This is a genomic window from Denitrobaculum tricleocarpae (assembly GCF_007004665.1).
In the GTDB taxonomy this organism is placed as follows: domain Bacteria; phylum Pseudomonadota; class Alphaproteobacteria; order Kiloniellales; family Kiloniellaceae; genus Denitrobaculum; species Denitrobaculum tricleocarpae.
On record NZ_ML660060.1, the window covers coordinates 152,863 to 169,298 of the forward strand.

Here is a 16,436-nt window from a genome sequence, read left to right on the forward strand (position 1 = left end):
GGCGATGTCTGATAGACTTCTGGACGTTAAAGACCTGCGCATTGAAGCCACGGTCTATCCGCCGGGCGAGACGCCCAAGGATATTGTGATCGTGCACGGCGTCTCCTTTACGCTCGAGAAGGGCAAGGTGCTTGGCTTGATCGGTGAATCCGGTGCCGGCAAATCCACCATCGGCCTGGCCTCCATGGCCTATGGCCGGGGCGGGTGCCGGATCACCGGAGGCACGGCGCATTTTAACGGCGAGGATATCCTCGCCGCTTCCAAGGCGCGGGTGCGGGACCTCCGCGGTTCGAAGATCTGCTACGTGGCCCAGTCCGCGGCGGCGGCCTTCAATCCGGCTCACCGGCTTGGCGATCAGATCGTCGAGGCGACGGTGTTGCACGGGGTGTCGAGCCGGGCCGAGGCCATGGAAAGGGCCGATCATCTCTTCGAGATTCTGGGACTCCCCAATCCGAAGGAATTCGGTCAACGCTATCCGCACCAGGTCTCCGGCGGGCAGCTGCAGCGCGCTATGACCGCCATGGCACTCTGTTCACAGCCCGATCTCATTGTTTTCGACGAACCGACGACCGCTCTGGACGTGACCACCCAGATCGACGTGCTGGCCGCGATTAAACATGCGATCGAAGAGACCGGCACGGCGGCGCTCTATATCACCCATGACCTTGCCGTGGTGGCGCAGGTGTCGGACGACATCATGGTGCTGCGCCACGGTAAGACCGTGGAATATGGGCCGGTGGCTCAGATCATCGAAACACCGCAAGAGGACTACACCCGCGAACTGGTGTCGGTGCGCTCCAACATCAAGCCGGAGGCCGAGGATCAAACTCAACCGCTGCTGACGATTGAGAACATCGATGCCGCCTACGGGAATTCCCTGCAGGTCCTGTTCGATGTTTCCTTCCATCTCCCCAAAGGCCAGACACTGGCGGTGGTCGGCGAGTCGGGCTCGGGCAAGTCGACCACCGCGCGTGTGATCACCGGTCTGCTGCCTCAGCGCAACGGACGGGTGACCTTCGATGGCCGGGACCTGGCGCCCAGGTTGGCGGACCGGCCCCGCGAGGACCTGCGTGCGCTGCAGATGATCTATCAGATGGCCGATGTCGCCATGAACCCGCGGCATACGGTGCGGGACATCATCGGCCGTCCGCTGACCTTTTATTTTGGCCTGCGCGGGCGTGAGAAGGAAAAGCGGGTGATCGAGCTGCTCGATCAGATCGAAATGGGCGAGTCCTTTATCGACCGCTATCCGGCGGAACTCTCAGGCGGTCAGAAACAGCGGGTTTGTATTGCGCGCTCGCTGGCGGCGGACCCCAAGCTCATCATCTGCGACGAACCGACTTCGGCACTCGACCCGCTGGTTGCGGAGGATATCCTGAAGCTGCTGATGAACCTGCAGAAAGAGACGGATGTTTCCTACCTCTTCATCACCCATGATATCGCCACCGTCCGCGCCATCGCGGATTCGATCGCGGTGATGTACCAGGGGCGGCTGGTGCGCTTCGGTCCCAAGAGCCAGGTTCTGTCGCCGCCTTTCGACGACTACACCGATTTGCTGTTGAAGTCGGTTCCCGAGATGGAGCTTGGTTGGCTCGAGAAGGCTCTGGTCGAACGGAAGATGGAGGCCGCTGGCAATTAACGCCCCGGAAACTAACGTCCCGCGGCTGCGCCAAGACGCGCAATGGCGTCACAGATACGGGCGAAGCTATGCTTCGCCCGTTCGCTCGAGGTTCTGGCCCTCAGGTAACCGTGCACCAGCCCTGGTTCATTGATCCACTCGGCTTCGACACCCGCATCGCGCAAGCGCTTGACGTAGGTTGCGCCATCGTCGCGTAGGGGGTCGCAGTCCGCTGTGACGATTACGCAGGGGGCTGCGCCTGTGAAGTCTCTTGCCGATAAAGGCGCGTAGGTCGGATCATTTCCCGGCACCTCGCCCTCGACCCGGACGTTCTTGTAAAACATCACGTCCCGTGTCGTGAGCAGAGGCGCATGCGCTTCTTCCCGGTAAGACGGCAGCCCCATGATTTCCCCACCCAGGCCCGGATAGATCAGGACCTGACCGGCAGGCGCGTCAGGCCGGTGCCGGATCGCCAGGCAAACGGCAGCCGCCAGATTACCGCCCGCGGAATCACCGCAGAGGATGATCGGATTGCCCTCCTTTGAGATCGCTTCAAAAGCGGCCAGCACGTCGTTGTAGGCTGCGGGGTGCCGATGTTCCGGGCAGAGGCGGTAGTCGACGGATACGACGGAAAAGCCCGTTGCTGCTGCGATCTCGGCGCAGACATCGTCGTGGCTTTCCAGTCCTCCGACGACGAAGCCGCCGCCGTGACAGTAGATCACTATGGCCGCAGGTTCCGCCGTCGCGTGCGGCTGGTAACGGCGGATTGGTATTTCACCATCACCGCCCGGAATACTCTCGTCTCTTACCGAAAGGCCTGACGGTCTTTTCTGCCGGAACGCTGCGCACATCTCGTCGTAAACCGCGCGCTGTGTTGCAATGTCGGCATCGACCGTGTCGGGTGGATAAAAGCTGTCGGTCCGGTCGATAAATGCCCAGATCTCTTCATCGATTCGGGGGGCGTAGAAGGGATCGCGTTTGGTCATGGCGGTCTCTGCGGATGTGCCGGAACGATAGTCTTACGGATAAAGCTTGTGGCGCTTCGAGCGAGGAGTCAATCGCACTCTGGCGTCTTTGATCTTGCAGCCAGTATTTCCTTTCGTTGCTGAGAAAGCGGCTTGCCGGGATTCGAAATCACCTGCACTCTGCGCTCGGCAGGCAGACAGGGATGTTTTGCGGGGGGAGATCTTACATGAGTCGAAAAGTCGTCCTGATCATTCTGGACGGAATGGGGTGGAAGACGGCACGCACGCTGCTCGGAAATGTCGAAGGCTGGGTCGAAAAGGGCGATGCCTCGGTATGGAAAATGCGGGCGACACTGCCGTCGGTTTCCGGGCCCTGCTACGCCTCGATCCATAGCGGTGTGACACCGCAGGAGCACGGCATCGTCGACAATTACAAAGAGATGAAGACCGATGTGGCGGATATTTTTTCCGAAGCCCGCAAGGCCGGGCGGACCACGGCGGCTGCGGCGCACTCTCTCTTTTCCAGTTACTTTCAGCGTGCTCCCTTCGATATCTACCGCGACCTGGAGGTCGACGACGAGAGCCTGCCGATCCAGCACGGACGTTTCTACACCATGCGCGGCGAGACCAAGGGCAATCTGGCGGTGCCGGCCGAGGCAGATCTCTTTGCCCAGGCAGCCATCATGATCGACCGGCATCAACCGGACTATCTGTTGCTGCACAGCTGCACGGTGGATTCCACTGGGCATCGCCACGGTCCGGATTCCGCCGAGATGGATCATGTGGTCTATGTCCTGGACGGCGTATTGGGGAATGCTCTGCCGCGCTGGCTCGACCAGGGCTACGAGATCATGGTTACCTCCGACCACGGCCAGTCGCCGCGTGGACATCACGGCGGCACCACGGACGAAATGCGCGAGGTGGCCTTCTATTACTTCGGTGACGGCAAGCGTCCCGATGCGGGTGTGGTCCTGGACCAGCTTCAGATCGCCCCGACGGTCCTGGCGCGGCTTGGGGTGCCTCCGGCGGACAGTATGCGGCATCCGAGTTTTCTCACATAACACAGCAGCCGGGCAGGGACAGGGCTATGTCGAAACGGTCATTTCACGTCATAGAAGATGCATGGATTCCCCTGCGCGACGGGACGCGCCTGGCGGCGCGCATCTGGATGCCGGAGGGCGCAGAGCAGGATCCCGTTCCTGCCATTCTCGAACATCTGCCCTATCGCCGCCGCGATGGCACCGCACCCCGGGACGAGAGCACCTATCCGGTTTTCGCCGAAGCCGGTTATGCCGGTGTCCGGGTCGATATGCGCGGCAGCGGCGATTCCGAGGGGGTCATCGAGGACGAGTACTCGCCGCAGGAACTGGCCGATGCCGTGGAGGTCATCGAATGGCTGGCGGCCCAGGATTGGTGCAGCGGCTCCGTGGGCATGATGGGAATCTCCTGGGGCGGTTTCAATTCTCTCCAGGTAGCGGCGTTACGGCCCCCGGCTCTGAAGGCGGTGATCTCACTGAGCTCGACGGTCGACCGCTACAACGACGATATCCATTTCAAAAACGGATGCCTGCTCTCCGCCAATTTTTACTGGGCGACCAACATGCTGTGTTATTCCTCACGGCCGCCCGATCCGGAGATCGTCGGTGCGGACTGGCGGACGCAGTGGCTGAAGCGCCTGGAGACCATCGACTATCCGCTGAACACCTGGCTGGCCCATCAGCGGCGCGACGACTATTGGCGTCACGGTTCGATCTGCGAAGACTACGACGCGCTCGAGGCAGCGGTTCTGATCATCGCCGGCTGGGGCGACGGCTACCGCAATGCCCCGCCGACCGCGGCGGCCCATCTGAACGCACCGGTGAAAGCGATCAACGGTCCCTGGATTCACAAGTATCCGCACTTCGCCTGGCCCAAGCCGCGCCTCGACTTTCATGCCGAGGCGATCCGCTGGTGGGACCACTGGCTGAAGGGAATCGAAAACGACGCGGAGGATCTGCCCGCGTACCGCGCCTATGTGACCGAGGGCGTTCGTCCGTCGACCTGGCGCGAGAGCGACCCGGGCCGCTGGGTCGCCATGGAGAGCTGGCCGTCGTCAGACGTTGCCGGCATGACTCTGCACCTGACCGGCGATGGTTGCCTGAGCGATGCCCCAGGCGAGGGCGGTATGGCGGTGGTGGCTTCCCCCCAGGACTGCGGGACCGCCTCGGGGGAGTATTTCACTCTGGCGCCCGGTGCAGACCTGCCCGGCGATCAGCGGGGCGACGACGGTTTGTCCCTGGTCTTCGAGACGGAAGTCCTCGCCGAACCCCTCGAAATTCTCGGACGTCCGAGCCTCAAGGTGAAGCTTGCCATCGACGCGCCGCTCGGGAACCTCGCGGTTCGGTTGGTCGATGTGCATCCGGACGGTATGGCGCAGCGCGTAAGCCTCGGCGTGCTCAATCTTGCTCATCGCGGCGGCAATGCCACGCCGGAGCCAATGACGCCGGGCGCATTCGAAGAGGTCGAGATTCTATTGGATGAGTCCGGGCATCGCTTTCGCGCGGGGCACCGCATCAGGCTTGCCATTTCGACGGCCTATTGGCCACTGATCTTGCCGCCGCCCAGTCATGTGACCGCGCAGCTTGTGACCGGCTCCGACAGCCGTTTCACGCTCCCGGTCCTGCAGGCCGCCAAACCCGCCGAGATGCCCGAACCTGCCGACCCGGATCCTCTGCCGAAGTACCCGAACCTGGAACCCGGCGAAACCCGCCGCTGGATGGAGCGCGACCTGAGTGCGGGCGTCACGCATTATCTCATTCTTGATGATACCGGCGCGAACCAGCACCCCGGGCACGGCATGGTCTCGCAGGAGATCCGGCGGGAGTGCTGGTCGATCCAGCCGGAGGATCCGCTGAGCGTCACGGGCGAAGCGCACATGACCGCCAGGCGCAGCCGGGGCGACTGGTCCACCCGCACCGAAACCACGACCCGCCTGACCGCCGATGCCACGCACTTCCATCTCACGGCCAAGCTGGAGGCCTACGAAGGCGAGGCCCTTGTGTTTGAGCGGGAATGGACCAGAAAAATCCGCCGCGACTTCATGTAGTGGCGAGCTTCTCAGTCTCGTTCGGCGCAGAAGCGGTCAACGACATGTTGCAGAATTGGGGCGTAGTGCGTGAAGGGGGGCGTTTCCAGGTCCGGGTCCTTGCCGTCTTCGTCCCAGAAACGCACCTGCAGAATATCTTTTAAGTGCGGGTTCTCGCGAAAGGCGGCCACCTCGTCATTGGACATAGGGCCGCCCTGCAAGCGGAGGCTATGAACCGAAGCCTCCGACAGGCGGTTGAAGTAGCTCGGGTCCGTGGCGCAGAGGTAACGCTTGGCGTCGACGTGATAGCGGACACAGTCGACCACGAGCCTCGGAAAGAAGGGCGCCAGGACGGCGGCGCCCGCCGTGTCGTGATAATTGTTCAGGCCCTTTTCCAGGGCATCTTCCGGAAATTCGCTTGTGTAGTGCCCGATGTCGTGCAGCAGGGCCGCGGCGATCAGCTCGTCCGACGCGTCCGACTCTTCGGCCCTGAAAGCGCCCTGCAGCATATGCTGGGACATGGTGACCGGTTCGCCCAGATAGGATTCCGCGCCCCGGCGATTGAAGATATCGCCGATGAAATCCACGATGCTGTCAGGTGTAAGACGTGTCATGGCGTTGGTCATTCCGCGGCTTCCGGCAGCTCTTCCTCGATGGCGGCGAGGGTGGAGAGCAGATCGTCTTTATCCGCGTAACAGCCCTGAAGCCAGCGCGATCCCGTGCCCGAGAAACCTTTCCGGGCATGGAGCACGCGGGTGTTGTCGACGATGAAAAGGTCGCCGGGTTTCATCTTGAAGGTGACTTCGCCCTCGGGCCGCTCAATGATCTCCGCCAGGTGCCGGTAGGCGGCGTAATAGGTGGCCATGTCGTCGAAAGGAATGTCCGTGAAAGGCGCGGCGGAGCGGTTATTGAAACGCAGGCCGAGCAGTTCTCTGTCCGGTCCCAGTTCGACCATCGGGCGCTTGGCCCGCAGCCGGATGCCGTCTGATCCGGCATATTCGAAGCGAGCCGGGTAGCAGGCGAGCAGGTCGAAATGCTCCGGCGCTTCTTTCTGAAGGATTTCGAGCGCCTTAAAGCCGTCGACGACTTTGGAGTCCCCGCCCTCCGCGGAGTTTTCCAGGCAGGCCAGAAGCTGAAGGGTCGGCACCGGATCGCGGTAAGGATTGTCGCTGTGGGCCTGCAGGCCTAATCCCGTGTAGGCCAGATTGACCGGGTTCACCTCGGATCTGACCTCGAACCAGCGCCCGTAGTTGGTTTCGCGCACGTAACCGAAGAGGGCGGCGACCTCCAGCAGTGCACCGCTTTCCGGTTTCAGCCCCGTCATGACCGCGAAGCCGCAGCGCCGGATAGCACCCAGCCAACCTGCCAGGGCCCGGCGGTCGTTTTTGGCGGCGGCAAGGTCGACGGTGGGAATTGCGGAGGCGAGATCCGAGCCCCAGCGGGAGATAGCCTCACCGGTCCAGCCTTTCGGGCGGTTCTCGATTCGGTCGTAGTTGTGTTCGGCGAGCCATGCGGCCGGAAAGCTGACCTCCTTGCCATCAGGCAGGAAGCGGAGCGCGAGAGACTGCTCCTCCGCGCGCGCCGATTCAATACGTGTGTTTTCAGGGCAGTCCAACAGCGTGACCAGACGCTGCCCGTTGCTTGCTGAACGCGTCTCCGGATCCAACGCGTTGTCGCGCAGCCAGATTGCATGGAACCGCGCGGTCTTGCCGTTCGACCAGGTGATTGCGAGGGCCTGCCCCTCCTGGAGAAGATTAACAGATTTGATCACCATCCACCGCGTCCTTGAAGTGAGGCCGTTATCTATGAATTTGGACAGTAAGCCGGGCGAAATCTCAAGCGATATATGGTTTAGGCCCTGTGCCGACGTTCGGGGCGCAAAGCCGTGCATGGCAGACCCGACGGGTGAGCGCTTGACCGTCAACGCGCATCTGTGACAAGGCATAGCCTCGCGGAAGGTCTCCGCGCGCAGATCATATGAAGCCGATCACGGGAAAACGCAGCGGATGTTTTTGCAGGCCAAAGCCCTGGGGCAAAGCCTTTTCAGCCGGCCTTACCTTCTTCTCACCCTGACCATGCTGTTCTGGGGCGGCAACGCCGTGGCCGGGCAGCTGGTGGTGGGCGAGGTTTCGCCGCTGATGCTGACCTTTCTCCGCTGGCTGTTGGTCTGCAGCTTTCTCTGGGTGACGGCGGGGCGGCGGGTGATTGCCGAGTGGTCGGGCGTGCGGCCGCGCTTGCTCTGGATCACCGGAATGGCCCTGTGCGGTTTCACCGGCTTCAACTCTCTCTTCTATGTCGCGTCGCACGACACCACGGCGGTGAATATAGGGATCCTCCAGGGCTCGATTCCCGTGCTGGTTTTTCTGGGCGCATTCGCCCTGCACCGCACGCGCGTCGGCCTGCTGCAGGTGGTGGGGGCCGTGATTACGATCCTGGGCGTAATGGTGGTGGCGACGGCCGGCGACATCTCGCGCCTCACGACTCTGGCCTTCAATCCCGGCGACGTGACCATGATGATCGCCTGTCTGTTTTATTCCGCTTACGCGTCGGCGCTGCCGAACCGGCCGAAGGTTTCCGGGCTGGTCTTTTTCACGGTCATGTCCCTGGTTGCCTGCGTTACGACCTTACCGCTGGCGCTTTATGAAGTTTTCTCCGGAACCGTCATCTGGCCGACACCCAAAGGCTGGGCCATTGGACTCTACATTGCACTTTTTCCTTCCTTCATCGCCCAGATCTTTTTCATGCGGGGCGTAGAGCTGATCGGGCCGGGCAGGGCGGGGATCTTCGTCAATCTGGTGCCGGTCTTCGCGGCCGGGCTGGCCGTCGTGATCCTGTCCGAAGTCTTCCAGCTCTATCACGCGGTCGCGCTGGTCTTGGTCCTTGGCGGTATCTGGCTGTCCGAGCGGCGTAAAGTGAGCTGAGACGCGTACCCTCGTTGGATTGAGCCGGGCTTCACGTCTAATTTTCATTCCTTACTGATAGCGTTTGAATTATGAAAGAAAAAACTTTATTAATATAATCATCGTTTTCAATTCCCGGTCCAAGGCAACGAAATGAGCAAAGCTGAGCAGGCGGTTTTGGGCTGGGGAGATCTTCTGCGCTCGGGACACTTCGCCCGGCTCGCGCTGATCTGCACCGGAGTCTGGCTCCATGCCGCCGATGCCCTGATGGTCGCCACGCTCATTCCAAGCATCCTGGCCGACATTGGCGGGGCTGCGCTGGTGGCCTGGACCATCGCCCTCTACGAAATCGGATCGATCGCAGCCGGGGCGGCGAGCGCCCTCTTGAGTCTGCGCTATGGATTGCAGCGGGTCATGACGCTCGCGGCTTTGCTCTACGGCGCGGGCTGTATCATCAGCGCCCTTGCACCTGATATGCCGGTGATGCTTGCGGGGCGCCTGTTCCAGGGGCTGGGTGGCGGCGGACTGATGGCCCTGGCCTTTGTGGCGATCAACCGGCTCTTCCCCCGCGAGCATATGCCCCGGGTCATGGCGGTTCTCTCGATCCTCTGGGGCGCATCCGCCTTCAGCGGCCCTTTGGTCGGCGGGGTTTTCGCGGAGCTCGGCATCTGGCGCGGCGGCTTCTGGTTTTTCGCGATCCAGGCCTTCGCCCTGTCGGTCTGGATCTTCCTGGGCCTGCGGGACCAGAAAAGGGGAGAGGAAAATCACGAGGGGCGGATTCCGGTCTGGCGTCTGTTGGTTCTCTCGTCGGGCGTGGTCTGCATTGCCGCCGCCGGGATCGAGGTCTCGCCGATCCGTTCACCGCTGCTGGTGGTTTTAGGCACCGCGATCCTGGCGGTATTTCTGCGCATGGATAGCCGCCGGCACGCCAATCGTCTCTTGCCCCTGCGCCCCCTCGATCCGCGTCATGGGGTCGGCGCGGCCCTGCTGATGATCTTCTGTTTCACGGCTTCGACCATTGCGATCAGCGCCTACGGTCCGGTGCTGATGGTCATCCTCTTCGATAGCTCTGCTCTGGTTGCCGGTTATATTCTGGCGCTTTCGGCGATCAGCTGGACGGTTGCGGCGGTCGTCACGTCCGGCGCGCCGGAGCGGCGGGACCCTTGGCTGATCATGACCGGCATGATCGTTCTGACCGTCAGTATTGTCGGTTTTCTCTATGCCATCCCCAACGGTCCCCTGCCCCTGATTGCTGTCATTGCCGTTATCGAAGGCGCAGGCTTTGGTATGGCCTGGACCTTCATTCTGCGCCGCGCGACTGCGATTGCCGCGGAGGAGGATAAAGACCGGATCGCGTCGGCCATGCCCACCATCCAGCGCCTGGGCTATGCGGTCGGGGCTGCCTATGTCGGGATTCTGGCCAATGCGGCGGGCTTCGCCGACGATACGGTCCCGGAGATCGCGAGATCCGTCGGCTTCTGGATCTTCGCCGGCACGCTTCCCTTCGCGGTGGTTGGCCTGGCCGCGGCCTGGGCATTCGTTCGTGCGGACACCACGGCCGCGCGGCAAGGCGGTTCCGCCGCATGATCCGCTTCGCCGTTGCGGTCGTGAAATTGCCGGGCTAGGGTCTGTTGATGTTCAGGATATCGTCGTGGCGGGTGATATTTTATCAGCGGTTAGGAGCAAGTGGCACAGTGTGGTGGATCCACACAAGGCACTTGCGACGCTTCCGCTGGTAAAATACGACCCGTCCTGGAAGGATTGCTCAGAGATAAAGCGAGTTTTCGTCGCTCTATCTCTGAGCAACCCCGGCGGTGTCCTGAACATCAACAGACCCTGGGGTCGCCATCGCTGTCCTTCACCTTCAGACAGGCTCTCATCTCTTATGAAGCTCTTGATCGACACCGCCGAGCGGAGCCTATGGCAAAAGCTTGCATCGAGCGGGATCTATTGCGGCGTGACCACCAATCCCCTGCTGATTCAGCGTGCCGGTCTGAGCTGCAGTCTCGAGACGCTGTCCGAACTTCACCGGACCGCGGTCGGAGCCGGCTTTGGAGAGATCCAGATGCAGTCCTGGGGTGAGACGCCGGAAGTCCTGTCGGACATGGCCCTGCGTTTGGCGGACCTGGGACCCGAGGTCGTCGTGAAGTTGCCGGCGACCCCGGCGGGCTTCAGCTCTGCAAGCAGACTTCGTCTGGAGCGGCGGGAGACCCGGGTGACCATGACGGCGATCTATGCACCGGGTCAGGTGATCGCAGCCGCCGCCTTCGGTGCTGCCTATGCTGCGCCTTACTATGCACGCTTGCAGGAGGCGGGAGAAGACGCCGATGCGATTCTCACACGGATGCAGCTTGCGGCAGGAACGGACACGCAATTGCTGCTGGCCAGCCTGCGCAGCGTCGAGCAGGTGGTGCACCTGAGCAGCCAGGGACACCGCTGCTTCACCTTGCCGCCGCCGGTCGCCCAGAGTCTGCTCGAGAGCGATCTCGCGGCTAAAGCGGTTGCCGAGTTCGACGCCGCGGCCCGAGGTTAGAAGATTCACTCAAACCTCATGAGCGGTCAGCCTACTGGCTTTCGTCCTGTGCAAGGCCTTGAACCTGTTCCCGGGTCGGCGGATTGCAGCCGGTTTCCGCGCAGTTTAGTCCGGCGATTGTACTGGCGAAGTCGAGCATCTGAGTGAGATCGTCTTCGCTCAAGGCGGCGAGGCCGGCCTTCGTGAGCTTGGCGTTGTCTTTCAACCAGGCGAGCAGGCCCGCCTGAAAGGAGTCGCCGGCCCCGATGCTGTCGCCCTTTTCCTCGTCGTCTCCGGTAAAGGATTTCGCGGGCCGTGAGGCCGACAGGCTCGAAGCCGTGTAGGCCGTTGCCCCTTCCTTGCCGCGGGTCAGGACCGCGAGAGAGATCGCATGCTCGCTCATGGCGCGGCGGATGGCGTCTTCGGGCGCGAGGCCCGGGTAGAAGTAGTCGAGGTCTTCGTCGCTGGCTTTGATCATATCCGCCAGATGCAGCATGGCCATCAGCCGTGCGCGGTAATCAGTGTCATCGGAGATCAGGCGCATCCTGACGTTGGGGTCGAGCGACACCACGGCCCCGCGTGCGATGGCGGCGTCCATGGCGGTCGCCCAGGAGAGGGTATCTTCCTTTTCGATCAGGGCGAGGGAGCCGATCTGAAAGGCTTCAACCTGGCCCGGCAGCGCCGCTGTCACCGCTGCGGGTTCCAACTGACGGTCCGCCGTGTCCTGGCGATAGAAGCTGTAGCTTGGGCTGCCTTCCGGGTCGAGTGAGACAACTGCGAGTGACGTGGGGGCCTGCACCAGGTCCGACATCAGCGCTGTTACGCCCGAGTCCTCCAGGCGTGCCATGAGCAGTGCGCCGAGGGAATCGTCTGACAGCGGACAGAGAAAGCCGACGTCAATCTGCAAGCGTCCGAGTGCGATCGCGCAGTTATAAGGAGAGCCGCCCGGGCAGGCCTCGTAGAGCGGTCCGCTCTGACCCTCGCCGGAGAGTTGGGGACGGTGGACGAAATCGATCAGGCTTTCACCGGCAACGACAATCATGGTTCTGCTCATCCAGGCACATCATACGCTGCCGCAAGAATGGCGCGTTCTGCCTCGGCTGCAATGACTTTTTTCCCAAGAGGGAGATTGTCCCGCGTCCCGGATAGCGCGTTATGCTTTCCGCATGCTCGCCCTTGGCAGCTTGATGTCGAAGTTCGCGCGGATCTGCCGGTCGAGATCCTCGGAGATGTGATCGGGGAAGAGGTTGCCGAGAATGCGGCGCTTTTCCTCAATGGCTTTGCGGATCAGGTCGGGCTTGCCCAACTCTTCCCACTCCTTGGGCGAGGTGCGGTCGCCCAGCGCCGGGTAAACATATTCGGTCTGCATGAGTTCGAGCGTCTGCGCGTGGCCCAGGTAGTGCCCCGGACCTTCCAGGCAGACCTGGCGCATGGTCTCGACCGAGATGGATTCGTCGGTGACCTCGATGCCCCGTACGCAGCGCAGGCACTGGCCGATCATGTCGTTGTCGATGATCAGGCTCTCCATGCAAAACCCGAGAAGCGAGCCGTGCATGCCCACGGATTCGTAGACCATGTTCAGGCCGGAGAGGCCCGCCATGACATTGGTGATCCCCTTTTCGTAGCCCGACTGTGGATCCGGCAGCTTGGCGTCGGCCATGCCCGCCGCCGAGCCGCCAGGCAGGCCATAGAAATGGTGCATCTGGGCGCAGGCGGCGCTGAGCAGAGCCTGTTCGCCGGAGCCGCCCGACATGGCGCCGGTGCGCAGATCCGAGACGAAGGGCCAGGTCCCGAAGATGGCGGGATGACCCGGCTTGATGGCATTCACATAGATAAGGCCCGCGATGCACTCGGCGGTCGCCTGGGTCACCGTTCCGGCAATGGCTGCGGGGGCGGTCGCGCCCGCCTGACCGGCGGAGAGCAGCAGGACCGGCATACCGCCCCGGATACAAACCTCCATGACTTCGCAGGATTCGGTCGCGAACTTGAGCGGCGGCACCACGAAGCAGTTGGTATTGGAGACGAAGGGACGGGCGCGCCACTGGTCCTCGCCGCCGGCGATCATCTGCAGCATCTCGATGGACTTTTGGGCGTTCTCGGCGGTGGTGAAGCTGGTGCCGATATGTTTCCGGGTTCCGCTAACCGCCGCGTAGACGGTGTTGAGGTCCAGATCCGCCGGATCTTCCATGTCCCGGGCGACCATGGGCCGCTGAAAAAAATGGACGTTGTCGAGGGTCTCCACGATCCGGCCCGCATCGTAGATATCTTGAAGGTTAGACTCCCGGTACGCGCGGTTCTCCACGTCGACCAGATGGACGGCGGCCCCGGCGGTTCCATAATGCACGCGATTTCCACCCGGCCGGATATCATGCTTTTCGACCTGGCCGAAAAGTGTGAAATCCCGGTTGGCTTTTGCCAGCGTGTCCTCGACCAGTGCGGCGGAGAAGCGCAGACGCCCATCGTCGCCCAGTGTTGCGCCCGCCGCAGTCATGATTTCGATCCCGGACTCCGGCGCATCCGCGAGGCCGATTTCAGCCAGGATCTTCAGGACGGCCTGATGGATCTTCTGCAGCGAGGCATCGTCCAGCGGCTTGAAGTTCCCGCCCTCAAGCCCGGGGCGGATCGGGCGTACATTATCCGCAAGGGGTGCGGCGCGGAGGGCCTTCCGGGCGTCCCGTCCGCCGGCACGGCGGCTTTTGCGTTCTCTTTGCACTTGCGTCATGACGGCGGACTCCTGGCGTAATGGGTCTAAAGCAGTTTCCTGAAATCCTGCGGGTCTGCGGCTTTACGCCCGCAGCCGCTCGTTCTCCGGATCGTAGAGCGGTTCGCGCGCGACCACGGCCTTGCGCCGCTCGCCCAGGACCTCCACCTCCAGCTCGGTCCCTTCCGCGGCGCAGTCGATATCGATGGTCGCCAGGGCAATCGACTTTTCGATCCTGTGCCCGTAGCCGCCGGAGGTCACGAAACCGATACGCTTGTCGCCTTTCCAGACGCTCGAGAGATAGACGGCATCGGCCGAGCCGTCTTCGAGCAGCAAGGGCGCGAAGGTCTGTTTGACGCCTGCTTCCTTCTCCTTGCGGAGCGCCTCCTGTCCGATGAAGGGCGTCGGTTTGTCGAGCCTGATAAAGCGGTCGAGGCCACCCTCGAACATGGAGTAGTCGTTGGTCAGGTCATGTTTCCAGGCGCGGTAACACTTCTCCAGACGCATGGATTCCATGGCGTACATGCCGTAATCGATGATCCCGTAGGGTTCCCCGGCGGCCCAGAGCTTGTCGTAGATGCCCAGGACATGCTCGATCGGAAGGTGGAGTTCCCAACCGAGCTCGCCGAGGTAGGAAACCCGCACCGCAAAACCCCGCGCCATGCCGATTTCGATCGGCTGGTGGGTCAGCCAGGGGAAAGCCTCGTTCGAGAAATCCTTGTTGCAGACCGAAGACAGCAGATCGCGCGACTTCGGCCCCGCAACCACCAGCGAAGTCCAGCTGCCGGTCTTGTTTTCGATGGTGATGGGCGACCCGGCGGGAATGTGCTGCTCCAGCCAATCCCGGTCGTGCCATTCCGCGGCTGCTGCCGTGATCAGCAGGAAGTGATCCTCTGAAAAGCGTGTGATCGTCATTTCGGTCAGGATCTTGCCCTTCTCGGTCGCGAAGTAGATCAGGCCGATCCGTCCCGCTTTCGGCAGCGCGCCGGTCACCATGCCGCGCAGCCATTCTGCGGCGCCTTCGCCAGAAACCTCAAAGCGCGAGAAGCCGCAGAGGTCCATCAGACCGACCCGGTCGCGGATGGCGAGGCACTCTTCGCGCACCGCGTCGAACCAGTTGGTGTGGTGGTAGCTGGCTTTCTGAACCGCTTCGTCCTTGCCCGGACGTGGGAACCAGACCGGGCGCTCCCAGCCTGCCGCGGCGCCGAACATTGCGCCCTTAGCCTTCAGTTTCTCGTAAAGAGGAGAGGTGCGGGCCTGACGACCAGCCGGCCACTCCTGCGCCGGGAAGTGGATCGCGTACTCGTGGGCGTAGATTTCCTTCGCCTTCTCGACGCAGTACTCATGGGTTGCGTAACTGGTAAAGCGGCGCGGGTCCACGGCCCACATGTCACCGTCGGTCTCGCCCTCGACGATCCATTCGGCGCAGACCTTACCGGCGCCGCCGGACTGCACGATGCCGAAAGTGAAGACGCAGGCCTCAAAGGCGTTGGGGACGCCCGGCATGGGGCCGATGAGGGGATTGCCGTCCGGCGCGTAGGGGATCGGGCCGTTCACGACGCGGGTCACGCCGGCGGTGCCCAGCAGGGGTACGCGGGCGCAGGCGTCCTCGATGTACCACTCCAGCCGCTCCAGATCATCCGGATAGAGCTGGAACGAGAAATCCTCGGGCATGGGGTCGTTCTTGGTGATCCAGTGCGGCGTCGCCTGTTCTTCATAGGGACCGAGCAACAGGCCGTTCTTTTCCTGGCGCAGGTAATAGGAGCTGTCGGGATCGCGCAGAAGCGGCAGCAGTTTGCCGTGCGCTTCCAGCTCGGGAATCTCTTCGGTGATCAGGTACTGATGGGCCATGGTCGCGCAGGGCACTTCCCGGCCGAACATGCGGCCGACTTCCTGGGCCCGGTAGCCGGCGGCATTGACCACGAACTCGCAGCGGACTTCGCCTTTTTCGGTCTCGATGACCCATTCGCCGTTTTCTCGCCGCACGCCGCTGACCGGACAGAAGCGGATGACCTTTGCCCCCAGGTTGCGTGCCCCTTTGGCGTAGGCCTGCGTAAGCTGCGCGGGGTCGATATCGCCATCGTTGGGGTCCCAGACACCGCCGAGGATGTCGTGGGTTTCCATGAAGGGATAGACCTCCTTCATCTGCGCGTTGGACACCATGTCCATCTCGAGACCCAGATGGTTGGCCATCGCCGTGACGTGACGGAATTCGTCCATGCGGTCCTGGCTGTGGGCCAGGCGGACCGAACCGGTGACGTGATAGTTCATGGGGTAGTCGACCTCATCACCCAGGCGGGTGAAGAGATCAGTCGAGTAGGCCTGCATCTTCATCACGGCAAGCGAGCCTGAGAAGTTTGGGCAGTTGCCCGCGGCGTGCCAGGAAGATCCGGAGGTCAGCTCGTTCTTTTCCAGCAGCAGACAGTCGCTCCAGCCCATTTTGGCGAGGTGGTAAAGGATCGAGCAACCGACCGCGCCTCCGCCGATAATGACCACACGTGCTGTACTCGGTAACTCCGCCATCTCTCAGTCTTCCTATCGTGTATGTTTCTTCGCGTATATTTCTGCACAGCCTTCCGGCTTTGAGGGATTATACCATCCCCTGCAGACGCTTTGTCGTTATTCGAATAGCCGGTATTCATCCGGCTGATTTTTGTTCGGCATCCGTCCCGCTTG

12 protein-coding genes are annotated in these 16,436 nt (G+C 62.3%); 6 read left to right on the top strand and 6 right to left on the bottom strand.

Annotated elements, in window-relative coordinates; all coding sequences use genetic code 11:
- The first annotated feature begins 4 nt into the window (after positions 1 to 4).
- Positions 5 to 1,639, top strand: a complete 1,635-nt coding sequence (locus FKG95_RS23015; protein WP_142898773.1) for an ABC transporter ATP-binding protein — start codon at positions 5 to 7, stop codon at positions 1,637 to 1,639.
- 11 nt (positions 1,640 to 1,650) lie between these two features.
- Here the strand turns inward: FKG95_RS23015 and FKG95_RS23020 are convergent, their stop codons facing one another.
- Entirely contained in the window at positions 1,651 to 2,604 is a 954-nt protein-coding gene (locus tag FKG95_RS23020) for an alpha/beta hydrolase (protein WP_142898774.1), read from the bottom strand.
- Between the two features lie 206 nt (positions 2,605 to 2,810).
- On the opposite strand from FKG95_RS23020, the gene FKG95_RS23025 reads away from it, so the two are divergent.
- Positions 2,811 to 3,644 (top strand): alkaline phosphatase family protein, encoded by an 834-nt coding sequence (locus FKG95_RS23025; protein ID WP_142898775.1) that lies wholly within the window; start codon positions 2,811 to 2,813, stop codon positions 3,642 to 3,644.
- A 26-nt stretch (positions 3,645 to 3,670) separates the two neighbouring features.
- On the top strand, positions 3,671 to 5,668 hold the full coding sequence (locus FKG95_RS23030; RefSeq protein WP_142898776.1) for a CocE/NonD family hydrolase: 1,998 nt from the start codon (positions 3,671 to 3,673) through the stop codon (positions 5,666 to 5,668).
- A gap of 11 nt (positions 5,669 to 5,679) precedes the next feature.
- Here the strand turns inward: FKG95_RS23030 and tmpB are convergent, their stop codons facing one another.
- Both tmpB and tmpA read right to left on the bottom strand, forming a co-directional pair.
- Positions 5,680 to 6,273 carry a (R)-1-hydroxy-2-trimethylaminoethylphosphonate oxygenase gene (gene tmpB, locus FKG95_RS23035; RefSeq protein WP_142898777.1) on the bottom strand — a complete coding sequence of 198 codons (594 nt, stop codon included), beginning with the start codon at positions 6,271 to 6,273 and terminating at the stop codon, positions 5,680 to 5,682.
- Positions 6,270 to 7,421, bottom strand: coding sequence for a 2-trimethylaminoethylphosphonate dioxygenase (tmpA, locus tag FKG95_RS23040; protein ID WP_142898778.1), 1,152 nt, complete (start codon positions 7,419 to 7,421; stop codon positions 6,270 to 6,272). The genes tmpB and tmpA overlap by 4 nt, the downstream gene beginning before the upstream one ends.
- A 232-nt stretch (positions 7,422 to 7,653) precedes the next feature.
- Between tmpA and FKG95_RS23045 the strand changes: the two genes are divergently transcribed.
- The 3 genes from FKG95_RS23045 to FKG95_RS29760 all read left to right on the top strand — a co-directional run bounded on the left by FKG95_RS23045 (position 7,654) and on the right by FKG95_RS29760 (position 11,080).
- Positions 7,654 to 8,568, top strand: a complete 915-nt coding sequence (locus FKG95_RS23045) for a DMT family transporter (RefSeq protein ID WP_142898779.1) — start codon at positions 7,654 to 7,656, stop codon at positions 8,566 to 8,568.
- A 132-nt stretch (positions 8,569 to 8,700) separates the two neighbouring features.
- Positions 8,701 to 10,134, top strand: coding sequence for an MFS transporter (locus FKG95_RS23050; RefSeq protein ID WP_142898780.1), 1,434 nt, complete (start codon positions 8,701 to 8,703; stop codon positions 10,132 to 10,134).
- Between the two features lie 298 nt (positions 10,135 to 10,432).
- Positions 10,433 to 11,080 carry a transaldolase family protein gene (locus tag FKG95_RS29760; RefSeq protein WP_179954237.1) on the top strand — a complete coding sequence of 216 codons (648 nt, stop codon included), beginning with the start codon at positions 10,433 to 10,435 and terminating at the stop codon, positions 11,078 to 11,080.
- Between the two features lie 31 nt (positions 11,081 to 11,111).
- Here the strand turns inward: FKG95_RS29760 and FKG95_RS23060 are convergent, their stop codons facing one another.
- The 3 genes from FKG95_RS23060 to FKG95_RS23070 form a co-directional block, all read right to left on the bottom strand.
- Entirely contained in the window at positions 11,112 to 12,113 is a 1,002-nt protein-coding gene (locus FKG95_RS23060; protein WP_142898782.1) for a carbohydrate kinase family protein, read from the bottom strand.
- 99 nt (positions 12,114 to 12,212) lie between these two features.
- Positions 12,213 to 13,781 (bottom strand): trimethylamine methyltransferase family protein, encoded by a 1,569-nt coding sequence (locus FKG95_RS23065; RefSeq protein ID WP_142898783.1) that lies wholly within the window; start codon positions 13,779 to 13,781, stop codon positions 12,213 to 12,215.
- A 63-nt stretch (positions 13,782 to 13,844) separates the two neighbouring features.
- Positions 13,845 to 16,283, bottom strand: a complete 2,439-nt coding sequence (locus FKG95_RS23070) for a GcvT family protein (protein ID WP_142898784.1) — start codon at positions 16,281 to 16,283, stop codon at positions 13,845 to 13,847.
- Positions 16,284 to 16,436 lie beyond the last annotated feature (153 nt).